The sequence below is a fragment of the Pseudomonas atacamensis genome (genome assembly GCF_017167965.1).
In the GTDB taxonomy this organism is placed as follows: Bacteria; Pseudomonadota; Gammaproteobacteria; order Pseudomonadales; family Pseudomonadaceae; genus Aquipseudomonas; species Aquipseudomonas atacamensis.
Window position 1 is genome coordinate 1991810 of sequence record NZ_CP070503.1, and the last position, 17697, is coordinate 2009506.

Genomic DNA, 17697 nt, shown 5'->3' on the forward strand with positions numbered 1-17697 from the left:
GCCCGGGTGCAGATCCCCGGCCTCAGCGCATTCCGATGCCTTGCGCGGTCGGCACAGACCGCGCCCCGCACGCCTCTCGACAGGTGTGACGCAGCCACCCGATTCCACTTGCAAGCCGAATTCAGGCAGGAAACCTCATGACCGACGCGTTCGAACTCCCCAGCACCCTGGTCCATGCCCTCAAGCGTCGCGCGGCCCTGACGCCGGACCGACTGGCCTTGCGTTTTCTCGCCGAAAACCCGGAGCAAACCGTGGTGCTCAGCTATCTGGAACTGGATCAACGCGCGCGCACCATCGCCGCTGCGTTGCAGGCTCAGGCTGGATTCGGTGAGCGTGCGGTGCTGCTGTTTCCCAGCGGCGCGGATTACGTCGCGGCGTTTTTCGGCTGCCTGTATGCCGGTGTGATTGCGGTGCCGGCCTATCCGCCGGAATCCACCCGTCGTCATCATCAGGAGCGTTTGCTGTCGATCATCGCCGACGCCGAGCCCACGCTGTTGCTGACCAGCGCCGACCTGCGCGATGCCTTGCAACAAATCGACGGCGCGCCGCCGCTGTTGTGTGTCGACACCCTCGACAGCGCACTGGCCGAACGCTGGGTTGAGCCGAGCCTGCCGCCCGAACACATCGCCTTTCTGCAATACACTTCCGGCTCCACCGCGCTGCCCAAGGGCGTGCAGGTCAGCCATGGCAATCTGGTCGCCAACGAACTGCTGATCCGTCACGGTTTCGGCATCAACGTCAACCCGGACGACGTCATCGTCAGCTGGTTGCCGCTGTATCACGACATGGGTTTGATCGGTGGTCTGCTGCAACCGATATTCAGCGGCGTGCCGTGCATTCTGATGTCGCCGGCCTACTTCCTCGGCCGGCCGTTGCGCTGGCTGGAAGCGATCGCCGAATACGGCGGCACCATCAGCGGCGGCCCGGATTTCGCCTACCGTTTGTGCAGTGAGCGGGTCAGCGAATCGGCCCTTGAGCGCCTCGATCTGAGCCGCTGGCGCGTGGCCTATTCCGGTTCCGAGCCCATCCGTCTCGATACCCTCGAGCGCTTCGCGGAAAAATTCGCTGCTTGCGGTTTCAGCGACAACAGTTTCATGGCCTCGTACGGTCTGGCCGAGGCGACCCTGTTTGTCGCTGGCACACCGCGCGGCACCGGCATCCCGGCGCTGCGCGTGGACGATCAGGCGCTGGCGCAAAACCGCGCCGAGCCGGGCGACGGCAGCGCGGTCATGAGTTGCGGCATCAGCCAGCCTGAGCACGCGATGCTGATAGTCGAACCCAACACGCTCGAGGAACTCGCCGATAACGCCGTCGGCGAAGTCTGGGCCGCCGGCCCGAGCATCGCCCACGGTTATTGGCGCAACCCCGAAGCCAGCGCCAAGACTTTTGTCCAGCACGCCGGCCGCACCTGGTTGCGCACCGGCGACCTGGGTTTTATCCGTGCGGGCGAGTTGTTCGTCACCGGGCGCCTGAAAGACATGCTCATCGTCCGCGGACACAACCTCTATCCGCAGGACATCGAGCAGACTGTCGAGCGCGAAGTCGAAGTGGTGCGCAAGGGCCGCGTGGCGGCGTTCGCGGTCACTCACAACGGCGAAGAGGGCATCGGCATCGCTGCGGAAATCAGCCGCAGCGTGCAGAAAATCCTTGCGCCAGATGCGCTGATCAAAGCCATTCGCCAAGCCGTGGCCGAGGCATATCAGGAGGCGCCAAGCGTGGTGGTGCTGCTCAATCCGGGCGCGTTGCCGAAAACCTCCAGCGGCAAACTGCAGCGCTCGGCGTGCCGCAATCGTCTGGCTGATGGCAGCCTCGACAGTTACGCGCTGTTCCCTTCAATCACAGCCGCAACGGAAAACGCGATCAGCAGCACCTCGGACCTTGAAGCGTTGATCGGGCAAATCTGGGCCGAGCAACTCAACGTCAAGCAGGTCAGTGGCGACGACCATTTCTTTCTGCTCGGCGGCAACTCGATCGCTGCCACGCAAGTGGTCGCGCGGGTTCGCGAAGCACTCGGTGTCGAGCTGAGCCTGCGCCTGCTGTTCGAAGCGCCAACCCTGTCTGCCTTCGCCGCCGCTGTGGCGCAGCTAAACCAGGACGGCGGCAGCGCTCAAGGTCCGATCAGCACCTTGTCGCGCAGCGAGCCGATGCCGCAGTCGCTGGCACAAAACCGTCTGTGGATCACTTGGCAACTCGATCCACAGAGTAGCGCCTACAACATTCCCGGCGGCCTGCGCCTGCGTGGCGAGCTGGACGAAGACGCCGTGCGCAGCAGCTTCCAGCAACTGATCGAACGCCATGAATCACTGCGCACACGTTTCTTCGAACGCGACGGCGTGGCATTGCAGCAAGTGCTTGCTGCTGCCGAATTCAACCTACAACTGATCGACATCAGCGACCTGCCAATGGCCGAGCGTGAAGCCCGTGCAGAGCAGATTCGCGAAGACGAGGCGCGCACTCGGTTCGATCTGGAAAAAGGCCCGCTGCTGGCGGTGACACTGGTGCGTCTCGATGACGAAGAACATCAACTGCTGATGACCCTGCACCACATCATCGCCGACGGCTGGTCGCTGAATATTCTCCTCGACGAATTCTCGCGTCTCTATGCCGCCGCTACCCAAGGTGCAACGGCGACGCTGGCAGCGCTGCCGGTGCAATACGCCGACTACGGCAACTGGCAGCGGCAATGGCTGGCGCAAGGCGAGGGCGAGCGGCAACTGGCGTACTGGAAAGCGCAGTTGGGCGAAGAGCATCCGCCACTGGAACTGGACACCGATCACCCGCGCTCGGCCAGACACAACCACAGCGCCGCACGCTACAGCGTGCGCTTGAGTAGCAAACTCAGCGAGGCGATCCGTCAGACTGCGCAGGCCCACGAAGCCACGCCGTTCATGCTTCTGCTCGCTGCGTTGCAAAGTTTGCTGCACCGCTACAGCGGTCAGCGCGACATTCGCATCGGCGTGCCCAACGCCAACCGTCCGCGCCTGGAAACCCAAAGCCTGATCGGCTTCTTCATCAATACCCAGGTGTTGCGTGCGCAAATCGATTCGCGCCTTACATTTGCCGAGCTGCTGAACCAGACCCGCCAGGCCGCACTCGGCGCCCAGGCCCATCAGGATCTGCCCTTCGAACAACTGCTCGAAGCGTTCCCACAGGCCCGCGAACAGGGACTGTTCCAGGTCATGTTCAACCATCAGCAGCGCGACCTCAGTGCGCTCAAGCGCCTGCCGGGTCTGCTCGCCGAAGAACTGCCGTGGCACAGTCGCGAGGCCAAGTTCGATCTGCAATTGCACAGCGAAGAGGATCGCAACGGGCGCCTGAGCTTGGCGTTCGACTACGCCAGCGAACTGTTCGAGGCCACGACCATCGAGCGTCTGGCCGAGCATTTCCATAATCTGCTCAGCGAAGTCTGCGAACAGCCACAGCAGGCCATCGGCGATCTGCGCTTGCTGGCCGCCAGCGAGCAGAATCAGCAGAAGGACTGGAGCGTCGCTCCGTGCACCCCGGCGCAACAATGGCTGCCGGAACTGCTCGAGCAACAATTGCGCAACACCCCGCAACGCACCGCGCTGGTGTGGGACGGCGGTAGTCTGGATTTTGCCGAGCTGCACGCGCAAGCCAACCGGCTCGCCCATTACCTGCGCGACAAAGGCGTTGGCCCGGACGTGTGCGTGGCCATTGCCGCCGAGCGTTCGCCGCAACTGCTGATCGGTCTGCTGGCGATCATCAAGGCCGGCGGCGCCTATGTGCCGCTTGATCCGGATTATCCGGCCGAGCGTCTCGCGTACATGCTCCGCGACAGCGGCGTCGAACTGCTCCTGACCCAGACGCAATTGCTCGAGCGTCTGCCGGCCAGCGATGGCGTCAGCGTGATCGCCATGGATGCGCTGCACCTGGATAAATGGCCGAGCCAGGCACCGGGCCTGCACCTGCACGGCGACAACCTCGCCTACGTGATTTACACCTCGGGTTCCACCGGGCAACCGAAAGGCGTCGGCAACACCCACGCCGCGCTGGCCGAGCGCCTGCAATGGATGCAGGACACTTACCGTCTCGACCAAGCCGATGTGCTGATGCAAAAAGCGCCGATCAGTTTCGACGTCTCGGTGTGGGAATGCTTCTGGCCGCTGATCAGCGGCGCGCGTCTGCTGCTTGCCGCCCCCGGCGAGCACCGCGACCCGCATCGCATCGCGCAACGGGTCCAGCAATACGGCGTGACCACGCTGCACTTCGTCCCGCCGCTGCTGGCGCTGTTCATTGACGAGCCGCTGAGTGCCGAGTGCACCAGCCTGCGCCGGCTGTTTTCCGGCGGTGAAGCCTTGCCCGCCGAGTTGCGCAACCGTGTGCTGACGCAACTGCCGGCGGTGCAATTGCACAACCGTTATGGCCCGACTGAAACCGCGATCAATGTCACCCATTGGCACTGTACAACTGCCGATGGTGAGCGCTCGCCGATTGGCCGGCCGCTGGGCAATGTGGTCTGCCGCATTCTCGACGCCGATCTCAATCCAGTGCCAGCGGGCGTGCCGGGCGAGTTGTGCATCAGCGGCATCGGTCTGGCGCGTGGTTATCTCGGGCGTCCGGCGTTGACCGCTGAACGCTTCGTCGTCGATCCACTGGGCGAGCAGGGCGCCCGCTTGTACCGCACCGGCGACCGTGCGCGCTGGTCCTCGGATGGCGTGATCGAATACCTCGGCCGTCTCGATCAGCAGGTCAAACTGCGTGGCTTTCGCGTCGAACCGGAAGAAATCCAGGCGCGACTACTGGCGCAAAATGGCGTCGCCCAAGCCGTGGTCCTGGTGCGGGAAACCGCTGCCGGTGCGCAACTGATCGGCTACTTCACGGCGACCGATGCGCATGAAAATGCCGATGAGCAAATTATTCGGCTGAAAGATGCCCTCGCTGCCGAGCTGCCGGAATACATGGTGCCCGCACAATTGCTGCGCCTTGATGCGATGCCGCTGAGCCCCAGCGGCAAACTCGATCGCCGCGCCTTGCCCGAGCCGCAGTGGCAGGTGCGTGAACACGTCGAGCCGGTCAGCGATCTGGAGCAACAGCTCGCCGCGATCTGGCGCGAAGTGCTGGGTCTGAAGCAGGTTGGCCTGCGTGATGATTTCTTCGCCCTCGGCGGTCACTCGCTACTGGCCACGCAGATCATTTCACGCACACGTCAGGCCTGTGACGTCGAACTGCCGCTGCGCACCTTGTTCGAGCACAGCGAACTGGGCGATTACGCCGAACAGATTCGCCTGATCCAGGCCAGCGGCCGCACCAATCAACAGTTGCCGATTGCAAAAATCGACCGCAGCCAAGCGGTGCCGCTGTCCTATTCGCAGCAGCGCATGTGGTTCCTCTGGCAGATGGAACCGGACAGCCCGGCTTACAACGTCGGCGGCATGGCGCGCTTGCGCGGCGTGCTGCATGTCGAGCATTTCGAGGCGGCGTTGCAGGCGCTGATCCTGCGCCACGAAACCCTGCGCACCACATTCCCAAGTGTCGATGGCGTCGCCCGCCAACAGGTGCATGCCGAGACCGGCGTGCGCATGGGCTGGAAGGATTTCTCCAGCCTGCCGGCAGAAGTCCGGGAGCTACAAGTCCAGCAACTGGCTGATGCAGAAGCGCACCAGCCGTTCAATCTGGAAACCGGACCGCTGCTGCGCGCCTGCCTGGTCAAGACTGCCGAACACGAGCATTACTTCGTCCTGACCTTGCACCACATCGTCACCGAAGGCTGGGCGATGGACATCTTTGCCCGTGAACTCAGTGCGTTGTATGAAGCGTTCGTCGATGAACGCGAATCACCGCTCGCGCCGCTGCCGGTGCAATACCTCGACTACAGCGTCTGGCAGCGCCAGTGGCTGGAGTCCGGCGAGCGCCAGCGCCAGCTCGACTACTGGACCGCGCAACTCGGTCGCGAACACCCGCTGCTGGAACTGCCCGGCGACCGCCCGCGTCCACCGGTGCAGAGCCATCAGGGCGAGCTGTTCCGTTTCGATCTGAGCGACGATCTCGCTGCGCGGGTGCGGGCGTTCAATGCGCAAAACGGTCTGACCCTGTTCATGACCATGACCGCCGCACTCGCCACGCTGCTCTACCGCTACAGCGGCCAGACCGACCTGCGCATCGGCGCGCCGGTGGCCAACCGTATCCGCCCGGAGAGTGAAGGGCTGATCGGGGCGTTTCTCAACACCCAGGTGCTGCGTTGCCAGCTCGACGGGCAGATGTCGGTCGGCGAACTGTTCGAGCAGGTGCGCCACACCGTGATCGAAGGCCAGTCCCATCAGGATCTGCCGTTCGATCATCTGGTCGAAGCCTTGCAGCCGCCACGCAGCGCGGCCTACAACCCGCTGTTCCAGGTGATGTGCAACGTGCAGCGCTGGGAATTCCAGCAGAGCCGCACGCTCGCTGGGATGACTGTCGAGTATCTGGCCAACGATGCGCGGGCGACCAAGTTCGACCTCAATCTGGAAGTCACCGACCTCGACCATCGCCTCGGCTGCTGCCTGACTTACAGCACCGATCTGTTCGACGAGCCGACCATCGAACGCATGGCCAGGCATTGGCGCAACCTGCTTGAAGCGTTGATCGCTGATCCGCAGCAACGCCTCAGCGAACTGCCGTTGCTCGACAACACCGAGCAACAGCACCTGCTCGACAGCCTTGGCGTCGAGCCGGGCGAACATCGTCTCGACCAGTGCATCCATCATCTGTTTGCCGAACAGGCACTGGCGCGCCAAGACGCGCCGGCGCTGACCTTCGCCGGACAGACCCTGAGCTACGCCGAACTCGATGCCCGTGCCAATCGTCTGGCCTGGGCGCTGCGTGAGCGTGGGGTCGGCCCGCAGGTGCGGGTCGGTCTGGCGCTGGAGCGTTCGCTGGAAATGGTCATCGGCCTGCTGGCGATTCTCAAGGCTGGCGGCGCCTATGTGCCGCTGGATCCGGAGTACCCGCTCGACCGTCTGCATTACATGATCGAAGACAGCCGCATCGGCCTGCTGCTCAGCGATCGGGCGATGTTTCAGGCCCTGGGTGACTTGCCGTCAGACGTGGCGCGCTGGTGTCTGGAAGATGACAGCCCGGGATTGGCCGACTACCCGGCCAGCGAGCTGCCGTTTATCAGCCTGCCGCAACATCAGGCTTATCTGATTTACACCTCCGGCTCGACCGGCAAACCGAAAGGCGTGGTGGTCTCCCACGGTGAAATCGCCATGCACTGCCAGGCCGTGATCGAACGCTTCGGCATGCGCCCGGACGACTGTGAACTGCATTTCTATTCGATCAACTTCGACGCCGCCACCGAACGTTTGCTGGTGCCGCTGCTCAGCGGTGCGCAGGTGGTGTTGCGGGCGCAAGGGCAGTGGGACGCGGAAGAAATCTGCGGCTTGATTCGTGCGCATCGGATCAACGTCCTCGGCTTCACGCCGAGCTACGGCAGCCAGTTGGCGCAGTTCCTTGCCACGCAGAATGAAGTCCTCCCGGTGCGGATGATCATCACCGGCGGTGAAGCGCTGACCGGCGAGCATCTACAGCGCATCCGCGCGGCATTCCAACCGGCGCAGTTTTTCAATGCTTACGGCCCGACTGAAACCGTGGTCATGCCGCTGGCCAGTCTGGCGCCGCAGGTACTGGAAGAGGGCGCCGGCAGTGTGCCGATCGGCAGCGTGATCGGGTCGCGAGTCGCCTACATTCTCGACGCCGATCTGGCCTTGGTGCCGCAAGGCGCGACCGGTGAATTGTTTGTCGGCGGCGCCGGTCTGGCTCAGGCCTATCACGACCGCCCGGGCATCAGCGCCGAGCGTTTTGTCGCTGACCCGTTTGCCGCTGATGGCGGGCGCATGTACCGCACCGGCGACCTGGTGCGCCAGCGTGCCGATGGTCTGGTCGAGTATCTGGGCCGGATAGACCATCAAGTGAAAATCCGCGGTTTCCGCATCGAGCTGGGCGAAATCGAAACGCGCCTGCTCGATCACCCTTCGATCCGCGAAGCGGTGGTGCTGGCGCTGGATGCGCCGAGTGGCAAGCAGTTGGTGGGTTATCTCGTTACCGATGTCGCCGGACACGGCGAAGCGCAACAGGCTGAACTGCGCGAAGCGCTCAAGTCGCACCTCAAGGCGCAACTGCCGGACTACATGGTGCCGGCCCAGCTGATGCTGCTGGCAAGCATGCCGCTGACCGCCAACGGCAAACTCGACCGCCGCGCCTTGCCGGCGCCGGATCCGCAGCTCAATCGTCAGGACTATGTCGCGCCAAGCAATGAGCTGGAGCAGACCCTGGCGCAGATCTGGTGCGATGTGCTTAACGTCAGGCAGGTCGGCCTCAACGATAACTTCTTCGAACTCGGCGGCGACTCGATTCTGTCGATTCAGGTGGTCAGCCGCGCGCGTCAGCAGGGCATTCATTTCAGCCCGCGCGACCTGTTCCAGCATCAGACCGTGCAAACGCTCGCCGCCGTGGCCAGCCGCACCCAGCAAGTGACGGCCGAGCAGGGCCTGGTGGTCGGCGAGTCGCGCCTGACGCCGATTCAGCACTGGTTCTTTGATACGGTCATTCCCCAGCGCCAGCACTGGAATCAGGCGCTGTTGCTGGAACCGACTGCGCGCCTCGAGCCGCAACGATTGCAGCAAGCTTTGCTGGCCGTGATCGAGCAGCACGATGCGCTGCGTCTGCGTTTCACTGAAACCGATGAAGCATGGCAAGCGACGCATCAAGCGCTGACGAATGAGGATGTGCTCAGGCAAGTCAGCGTCGATTCGCTGGATCGGTGCGAATCTCTGTTCGCCGACGCGCAACGCAGCCTGAATCTGCAAAACGGCCCGTTACTGCGCGCAGTGCTGGTCGATGTTGCGGATGTTCAGCAACGCCTGTTCATCGCCATCCACCACTTGGTCGTCGACGGCGTTTCCTGGCGCGTGTTGCTGGATGATCTGCAAACCGCCTATCGCCAACTCGACGCTGCGCAGCCGCTGAAACTGCCGGCGAAAACCAGCGCCTTCAAGGACTGGGCCGCGCGTTTGCAGGCCTACGCCGGCAGCGAATCCCTGCGTGAAGAACTCGGTTGGTGGCAAGCGCAACTGGCCGGGCCGAGCGCCGATTTGCCTTGCGAAAACCCGCAGGGCGGCAGGCAGAATCGCCATGCGCAAACCGTCAGCGTACGCCTCGATGCCGAGCGCACCCGGCAGTTGCTGCAACAGGCACCGAGCGCTTATCGCACTCAGGTCAACGACCTGCTGCTGACCGCGCTGGCCCGTGTGCTGTGCCGCTGGAGCGGCCAGCCCTCGGCACTGATTCAACTGGAAGGCCACGGGCGCGAAACCCTGTTCGACGAGATCGACCTGACCCGCACCGTCGGTTGGTTCACCAGCGCTTATCCGCTGCGCCTGACTCCGCAAAATATCGAAGAGGCCGCCGGGCAGGGTGCTTCGATCAAGGCGATCAAAGAACAACTGCGCGCCGTTCCGCATAAAGGTCTCGGTTATGGCGTGTTGCGTTATCTGGCCGATGACGGCTGCCGGCAGAGCATGGCCGCGCTGCCGCAGGCGCAGGTCACCTTCAACTATCTCGGCCAGTTCGACCAGAGCTTCGGCAGCGATGCGCTGTTCCGTCCTCTCGATGAGCCAATCGGTGCAGCCCACGATCCGCAGGCGCCGTTGCCCAACGAGCTGAGTGTCGACAGTCAGGTTTACGGTGGAGAACTGCTGCTGCGCTGGACTTTCAGTGCCGAGCGTTACGAGGCGCAAACCATTAACGATCTGGCCGCCGCCTACCTCGGTGAGTTGCAAAGCCTGATCGCCCATTGTCTGCAAGGCGAGGCCGGCGGCCTGACACCATCGGACTTCCCACTGGCGAAACTGACTCAGGCGCAACTCGATGCGCTGCCGGTGCCGGCCGCGCACATCGAAGATGTCTACCCGCTGACGCCGATGCAGGAAGGCATGTTGCTGCACACCTTGCTCGAGCCGGGCACCGGTCTGTACTACATGCAGGATCGATATCGCATCAACAGCGAGCTCGACCCCGAGCGTTTCGCCCAGGCCTGGCAAGCGGTGGTCGCTCGCCATGAAGCATTGCGCGCTTCGTTCTGCTGGAACGTTGGCGAAGACATGCTGCAAGTGATTCACATGCCGGGGCGCACGCCGATCGAGTATCTGGACTGGAGCGCCGTCGCCGAAACCGAGCAGGAACCACAGCTGCAAGCGCTGCTGAAAAGCGAGCGCGAAGCCGGGTTCGATCTGCTCAATCAGGCGCCGTTTCACCTGCGCCTGATCAAGGTCGGCGCGGCGCGCTACTGGTTCATGATGAGCAACCACCACATCCTCATCGACGCCTGGTGCCGTTCTCTGCTGATGAACGACTTCTTCGAGATCTACACCGCCCTCGGTGAAGGTCGTGAAGCGCAGTTGAGCGTGCCGCCGCGTTATCGCGATTACATCGGTTGGCTGCAACGCCAGAGCCTGGCCGAGGCGCGGCAGTGGTGGCGGCAGAATCTGCAAGGCTTCGAGCGCACCACGCCGATCCCGAGCGACCGGCCGTTCCTGCGCGAACACGCCGGTGAAAGCGGCGGCATGATCGTCGGCGACCGCTACACCCGCCTCAATGTCGAGGACGGCGCACGGCTGCGGGAACTGGCGCAGGCCCATCAACTGACCGTCAACACCTTCGCCCAGGCTGCATGGGCGCTGGTTTTGCGGCGCCTGAGCGGCGATCGCGACGTGCTCTTCGGCGTGACTGTGGCCGGGCGGCCGGTGGAGATGCCGGAAATGCAACGCACCGTCGGCCTGTTCATCAACAGCATCGCCCTGCGGGTGAAGATGCCTGCGGACGATCAGCGCAGCAGCGTGCGTCAATGGCTCAGCGCGTTGCTCGACAGCAACATGCAACTGCGCGAGTACGAATACCTGCCACTGGTAAACATCCAGGAACAGAGCGAATTGCCCAAAGGCCAGCCGCTGTTCGACAGCCTGTTCGTCTTCGAAAACGCCCCGGTGGAAGTCTCGGTGCTTGATCGTGCACAGAGCCTGAATGCGACCTCGGATTCCGGCCGTACCCACACCAACTTCCCGCTGACGGCGGTATGTTACCCGGGCGATGACCTTGGCCTGCACCTGTCCTATGACCAGCGTTACTTCGACGAGGCGACGGTCGAGCGCATGCTCAGTGAGTTCAAGCGCCTGCTGCTGGCGCTGGTCGACGGCTTCCATGGCGACATGGCCGATTTGCCGCTGCTGGGCGACGAAGAGCGCGACTTCCTGCTGCACGGTTGCAACCAGAGCGGCCATGACTATCCGCTGGAGCAAAGCTACGTGGCGTTGTTCGAAGCGCAGGTCGCGGCGCATCCGCAGCGCGTTGCCGCCAGTTGCCTCGATCAGCAATTGAGCTATGCCGAACTGAATCACAACGCCAACCGTCTCGGCCATGCCCTGGTCGCTGCCGGTGTGCGCATGGATCAACCGGTGGCGCTGCTGGCCGAGCGTAATCTCGACCTGCTCGGCATGATCATCGGCAGCTTCAAGGCCGGTGCCGGTTACCTGCCGCTGGACCCGGGTCTGCCGAGCCAGCGCCTGAGCCGCATCATCGAGCTGAGCCGCACGCCGTTGCTGGTGTGCAGCGCAGCCTGCCTAGAGCAGGCGCAGACCTTGCTCGAAGAGTTTGGCTGTTCGAATCGCCCGCGCCTGCTGGTGTGGGAAGAGGTCCAGGCATCGGTGGCAGCGACGCACAATCTCGGCATTCACAGCGGCCCGGACAATCTCGCCTATGTGATCTACACCTCGGGTTCGACCGGTCTGCCAAAAGGCGTGATGGTCGAGCAGCGCGGCATGCTCAACAACCAGTTGAGCAAACGCCCGTACCTCGACTTGAGCGAGGCCGATGTGATCGCGCAGACCGCCTCGCAAAGCTTCGACATTTCCGTCTGGCAGTTCCTTGCCGCGCCGTTGTTCGGCGCACGGGTCGACATCGTACCGAATGCGATTGCCCACGATCCGCAAGGTCTGCTGGCGCATGTACAGGCGCAGGGCATCACCGTGCTGGAAAGTGTGCCGTCGCTGATTCAGGGCATGCTCGGCTCCGAGCGTTTGAGCCTTGATGGTTTGCGCTGGATGCTGCCGACCGGTGAAGCGATGCCGCCGGAACTGGCCCATCAATGGCTGCTGCGTTACCCGGACATTGGTCTGGTCAATGCTTACGGCCCGGCGGAATGCTCGGATGATGTGGCGTTCTTCCGTGTCGACATGGCTTCAACGCGCGGCAGTTACTTGCCGATCGGCACGCCGACCGATAACAACTTGCTGTACCTGGTCGATGGCGCGCTGGAACTGGTGCCATTGGGCGCGGTGGGTGAGTTGTGTGTTGCCGGGACCGGCGTCGGTCGCGGTTACGTCAGCGATCCGCTGCGCACCGCGCCGGTGTTTGTGCCGAATCCGTTCGGCGCGCCGGGCGAACGCCTGTACCGCACCGGTGACCTGGCACGGCGCCGCACCGACGGCGTGCTGGAATACGTCGGCCGCGTCGATCATCAAGTGAAGATTCGCGGTTACCGCATCGAGCTCGGTGAAATCGAAGCGCGCCTGCATGAACAACCGGAAGTGCGCGACGCGGCGGTGGGTGTGCAGGAAGGCGTCAACGGCAAGCATCTGGTGGGCTACCTGGTCGCGGCCGATGCAGCGCTCAATCCGGGTGAACGCCTGGAGCGGATCAAGCAGCGCCTGCGCGCCGAACTACCGGAATACATGGTGCCGCTGCACTGGCTGTGGCTGGAGCAGATGCCACTCAATGCTAACGGAAAACTCGACCGCAAAGCCTTGCCAACGCTGGAGATCGGTCAGTTGCAGAGCGAGGATTATCTGGCGCCGCGCAATGAGCTGGAGCAGACCCTGGCTGATATCTGGGCTGAGGTGCTGAAGGTGGAAAAGGTCGGCGTGCGCGACAACTTCTTCGAACTGGGCGGGCACTCGTTGCTGGCTACGCAAATTGCATCGCGGGTACAAAAAGCCCTGCAACGCAACGTGCCGCTGCGCGCAATGTTCGAATGCAGCACGGTGGAGGAACTGGCCGAATACATCGGTGGGCTGGCGGCCAGCGACATTACAGAGGAGAAGGTTGATCGGTTGAATGATCTGATGGCGGAGCTGGAGGGGTTGTAGTCCTCCGGCGCCTGGGCCGGCCGCTTCGCGAGCAGGCTCGCTCCCACACAGGATCTGTGTTGTTTACAAAACCCCTGTGGGAGCGAGCCTGCTCGCGAATGGCGTCTGTACATTGCCGTACATTTCCATCCTTGACGATCAACAACCGGCAGCTCAGTCTGCCGGTTCTGTTTTTTCTCGCGGAGGTGGTCGATGCCCTTTTTCACGGTTGACGGACAAGCACTGCACTACATTGATCAAGGCACCGGCCCCGCCGTGTTGCTGGCCGGCAGTTACCTTTGGGACCAGGCGATGTGGGCGCCGCAGATCGCCGCGCTGAACCCGCACTATCGCGTCATTGCCGTGGATCTGTGGGGGCATGGCGAGTCCGGCAAGTTACCCGAAGGCACAACCTCGCTGGACGACATTGCCCGTCAGACGCAGGCCTTGCTCGATCATCTGGACATTGATCGCGTCACCCTCGTCGGACTATCCGTCGGTGGCATGTGGGGCGTGCGCCTGGCACTGTCCGCACCGCAACGTCTCAACGGTCTGGTGCTGATGGACACCTACGTCGGCGTCGAGCCGGAACCGACCCGGCAGTATTACTTCTCGTTGTTCAAGCAGATCGAAGACAGCGGCACCATCTCCGAACAATTGCTCGACATTGTCGTACCGATCTTCTTCCGCCCGGGCATCGACCCGCAGTCGGCGCTATATCAGGACTTCCGCGCGAAATTGAAGAGCTACTCGCCCGAGCGTCTGCGCGACAGCATCGTACCGATGGGACGCATCACGTTTGGCCGCGACGACCTGTTGCCACGTCTGAGCGAGCTGAACCCGGCGACGACACTGGTGCTGTGCGGCGATCAGGACAAACCGCGACCACCCTCGGAAGCACGGGAAATGGCTGAATTGATTGGTTGCCCGTGCGTGCTGGTACCGGAGGCGGGGCATATCTCCAATCTGGAGAATCCCGAGTTTGTCACTGAGGCGCTGCTGGCGTTTCTGGCCGAGCGCAACTGACACACCGAGTGAGCTTCATTCGCGAGCAGGCTCGCTCCCACAGTTAATCGCATTCTGGCTGAGGGAATGCGTCAACTGTGGAGCGAGCCTGCTCGCGAAAGGGCCGGTCCAAGCAATGAAAAAGCTACTTAGGCCCGAGAATCTTCACCAGCTTGTCCGGCGATGGCGCGCCTTGCTGCTGTTGCAGTTCGCCTTTGTCGTCCATGTAGAAAATCGCCGGGGTGGCTTGCAGTTCGAGGTCTTCCATCAACTGCATGTTCGCCGCGAGTTTGGTTTGCACGGCGACCGGGATGTCTTTCATGGCCTTTAGCGCGCTGCCCTTGCCGGCCTTTTCGTGATCTTCCAGGGCCTTGGCCGGGTCTTTCGCCGCCAGCAGCGCGGCTGATTTGCCCGGGCTGTCTTCGCGGATGATGCCGACCATGATGTGGCGCAACTGCACTTTGCCGGCCTTGACCCATGGCCGCGCCTGTTCCCAGAACATGTTGCAGTAGGGGCAATTCGGATCGCTGAACAGGTACACCGTGCGCGGTGCATCCTTGTTGCCGTCCTGAATCCAGTTGCTCGCCTCGAACTTGGCCCAGACTTCCTTGGACATCGGCGCGTAGACCAGTTTCTGCAAAGGCTCGCTGCTTAGGTCCTTGCCATCGGCGTCGTACAGGTTACCCACCACGACGTGTTTGCCGTCCGGGGTCAGGTACAGCGCCATGCCGCGGTTCTGGTATTGCGCGGCGTACCCGCGCAGGCCGTCGGGGGCGTCGAACTGGCCGACGATTTTCGCGCCCTTGGCTTCGATCTTTTTGATCGCCGCAGGCAGTTCTTCAGCAGCCTGTACCGACGGCAAGTGCAGCAGGGCAGTGCCCAGGGTCAGCGTCAGCAGGTGGCGGAGGCGGGGCATGGCAGTTTCCTTGCAGAGGTGGCCGGGGCAACGGCCTGATTCGGGCTTGAAGGCGAAGTGTCGAAGGTTTCCAAGGCGCGGGCGAGGCTGGCATTCGACAGTTCACCGAGATGACTGGTCAGCAAGCGACCGTCCGGGCTATAGAACAGCGTAGTCGGTAACGCCATGGAACCAACGGCCTGACCGAGACGGCCGCCGCGGTCGAACAGCACGTTGTTCAGGCTCAGGCCCTGGGTTTCCAGGAACGTTGCCACGCTTTGCATGCTTTCGGCCTGATTGACGAACAAGAACGTCAGATCCGGGCGCTGCTGTTGGGCGTTTTCCAGCACCGGCATTTCTCGTCGGCACGGCGGGCACCAGGTCGCCCACAGGTTGATCACCAGCGGGCCGCCCTGATAGTCACTGAGCTTGATCTTTTCCCCGGCGGCGTTGCGCAGGGATATATCCGGCAGCCGCGTACCCTGTTCGTAGATATTCAGCGACAGGCTGGCAAGCAGCCAGAACGCCACGCCACTGACCACGCCGAAGCCCAACGGTCGACGCAAAGCGGGCCGACGCCAGCCGCGATACAACGCCGCCAGCAACAGCACGATCACTCCGGGCCAGGCGAGGAAACCGCCGTCGCGCAGATCGATGATCTGCCACGGGTCATTGCGATAGTGCGACCAGTACAACGCGACAAACGCAATGCGCGCCGCGAGCATGCCCAGCAAGAACAGGCTGAACAGCGCCGACTCGGGGTTATCGCCGCCGCGCTTGGCCACCCGCCAGCCGACAAATGTCGCCAGCGCCAGAGCACTGATCAGCAGCAGGTGGTTGAGCGCGATGGCGAAGGTGCCGAGGGTGAACGTCAGCATCAGTTGGCATCTCGGGTGGCGGACCAGCGTTGCAGGAAGGTATCGGCATCGACCTCGCCGGTGATGCGCTGGCTGCGGCGTTCTTCGCCGTCAGCGCCGATCCAGATGAACGTCGGCGGCCCCGGCACTTTATAGCGACTGAGCAGCTCGCGGCTGGCAGCGTTGTCGGCGGTCACATCCAGGCGCAGCAGGCGCACATCGCTCAGGGCCTGCATGACCTTGGCTTCACCGAACACCTTCTTCTCCATGACCTTGCACGACACGCACCAGTCGGCGTAGTAATCGAGCAGTACCCACTGGCCTTGAGCCTTGGCTGCATCGAGTTCGCGTTGCAGGGCGGCAGGTTCCTTGATCGTGGTGAAGGCATCGTGACCCGCCGGCGCCGCGCTGGCGACAGGGCCGGCGCTGTAGACCTGCAATGGCTGATACGGATCATCACTGCCGCCCGCCGCACCGATCACCAACAAGCTGCCCCACAAACCGAGCAACAAGGACAGGGCGCCAAACACCTGTGCGACGCGGCCAAAGCCTGCGGATTGTTTCCAGGCGCTGTAAGCGGCGATCAACAGCAGAGCGCCGCACAGCCCCAACCACAACGAAGGGTCCAGTACCGGGCGCAGCATCAACAATGCAGTGGCAAGAAAGAGGAAGCCGAATATGCCCTTGAGCAGATTCATCCACGCCCCGGGTTTTGGCAGGAAGCGGTTGCCCACGGTGACCAGCAGCAACAGCGGCACACCGATGCCGATGCCCAGTGCAAACAGAATCAGACCGCCGTGCAACGCGTTACCGCTCTGTGCGATGTACAGCAGCGCGCCGGCCAGTGGCGCGGTCATGCACGGCCCGACCAAGAGACCGGACAATGCGCCCAGCACACCGGCGCCGATCAGGCTGCCGCCGCTGCGGCTGCGCGACGCATGTTCAAGACGATCACGCAGGGCCACCGGCAGTTGCAGCTCGAAGAAGCCGAACATCGGCAATGCCAGCACCACGAAAATGGCGGCAAATGCGCCGAGCAACCAAGGATTCTGCAACCACGCCTGCAGGTTCGCACCGAGCAGCGCAGCAATCACGCCCATCGCCGCATAAACCAGTGCCATGCAGATCACGTAGCTGCTGGCCAAGGCAAACCCGCGCCGTGGTGTGGCGCCACTGCCGACGATCATCCCGGCGAGAATAGGCAGCATCGGCAGCGAACACGGGGTAAACGCCAACAGCAGGCCAAGGCCGAAGAACACCAGCAGACTCCAGCCCAGCGCCCGTTGTTGCAGACTGCTGGCCAAAGCCTGATCCGGGGCTTCAGCGCCTGTTGTTGCTGCGGCTTTGCCACCCAGGTCAATCACCCGGGTTTGCGGTGGATAGCACAGACCGGCATCGGCGCAGCCCTGATAACTGACCTTGATCTGACCGCTGGCCGCTGCCGGGATTTTCACTTCCAGGCCTTGGCGGTACACCGGCTGCTCGCCGAAAAACTCATCGCTGTGGGATTCGCCTTCAGGCAACACCGGCTGCTGATCGGCGGCCAGCCCGTCGAATTTCAGGCGTTTCTGATACAGGTAGTAGCCGTCAGTGATCTGCCAGAACAGCTGGGTTTCGCCCGAGTCCAGAAGCTCGGAGGTGAGTACGAATGCCTTGTCGACGGGTAAAAAGTCCGGCTTGGACTCGAACGGATTGTTTCCGGCCTGAGCCAGACCGGAAACCAGTAGAACAAACAGAAGAAAAAAATGACGCATGGAGGAGCCTTGTCCCTGTGCAAGTGGGGTGCAGGATGGGCGGCGGCGATTAACCGATAATTAACCCTATC

Annotated in this window: 5 protein-coding genes; 2 read left to right on the plus strand and 3 right to left on the minus strand. The window is 62.9% G+C overall.

Annotation, left to right across the window (positions count from 1 at the left end; genetic code table 11):
• Nucleotides 1–137 precede the first annotated feature (137 nt).
• Together JWU58_RS09155 and JWU58_RS09160 are read left to right on the plus strand one after the other, a co-directional pair.
• A complete protein-coding gene (locus JWU58_RS09155; RefSeq protein ID WP_206421803.1) occupies nucleotides 138–13136 on the plus strand; it encodes a non-ribosomal peptide synthetase in 12999 nt (4332 codons plus the stop codon).
• 192 nt (nucleotides 13137–13328) lie between these two features.
• Complete coding sequence (locus JWU58_RS09160; protein ID WP_206421804.1) at nucleotides 13329–14141, plus strand: alpha/beta fold hydrolase; 813 nt, start codon at nucleotides 13329–13331, stop codon at nucleotides 14139–14141.
• A gap of 124 nt (nucleotides 14142–14265) precedes the next feature.
• On the opposite strand, the gene dsbG is transcribed toward JWU58_RS09160, so the two are convergent.
• Genes dsbG through dsbD form a run of 3 tightly spaced genes read right to left on the minus strand, consistent with a single transcriptional unit; the run spans nucleotide 14266 to nucleotide 17626 of the window.
• A complete protein-coding gene (gene dsbG, locus JWU58_RS09165; RefSeq protein ID WP_016770816.1) occupies nucleotides 14266–15036 on the minus strand; it encodes a thiol:disulfide interchange protein DsbG in 771 nt (256 codons plus the stop codon).
• Nucleotides 15012–15893, minus strand: a complete 882-nt coding sequence (locus tag JWU58_RS09170) for a TlpA disulfide reductase family protein (protein WP_123443502.1) — start codon at nucleotides 15891–15893, stop codon at nucleotides 15012–15014. Before JWU58_RS09170 ends, dsbG begins: the two co-directional genes overlap by 25 nt.
• Nucleotides 15893–17626 (minus strand): protein-disulfide reductase DsbD, encoded by a 1734-nt coding sequence (gene dsbD, locus JWU58_RS09175; protein ID WP_206421805.1) that lies wholly within the window; start codon nucleotides 17624–17626, stop codon nucleotides 15893–15895. The genes JWU58_RS09170 and dsbD overlap by 1 nt, the downstream gene beginning before the upstream one ends.
• Between the last annotated feature and the right edge of the window lie 71 nt (nucleotides 17627–17697).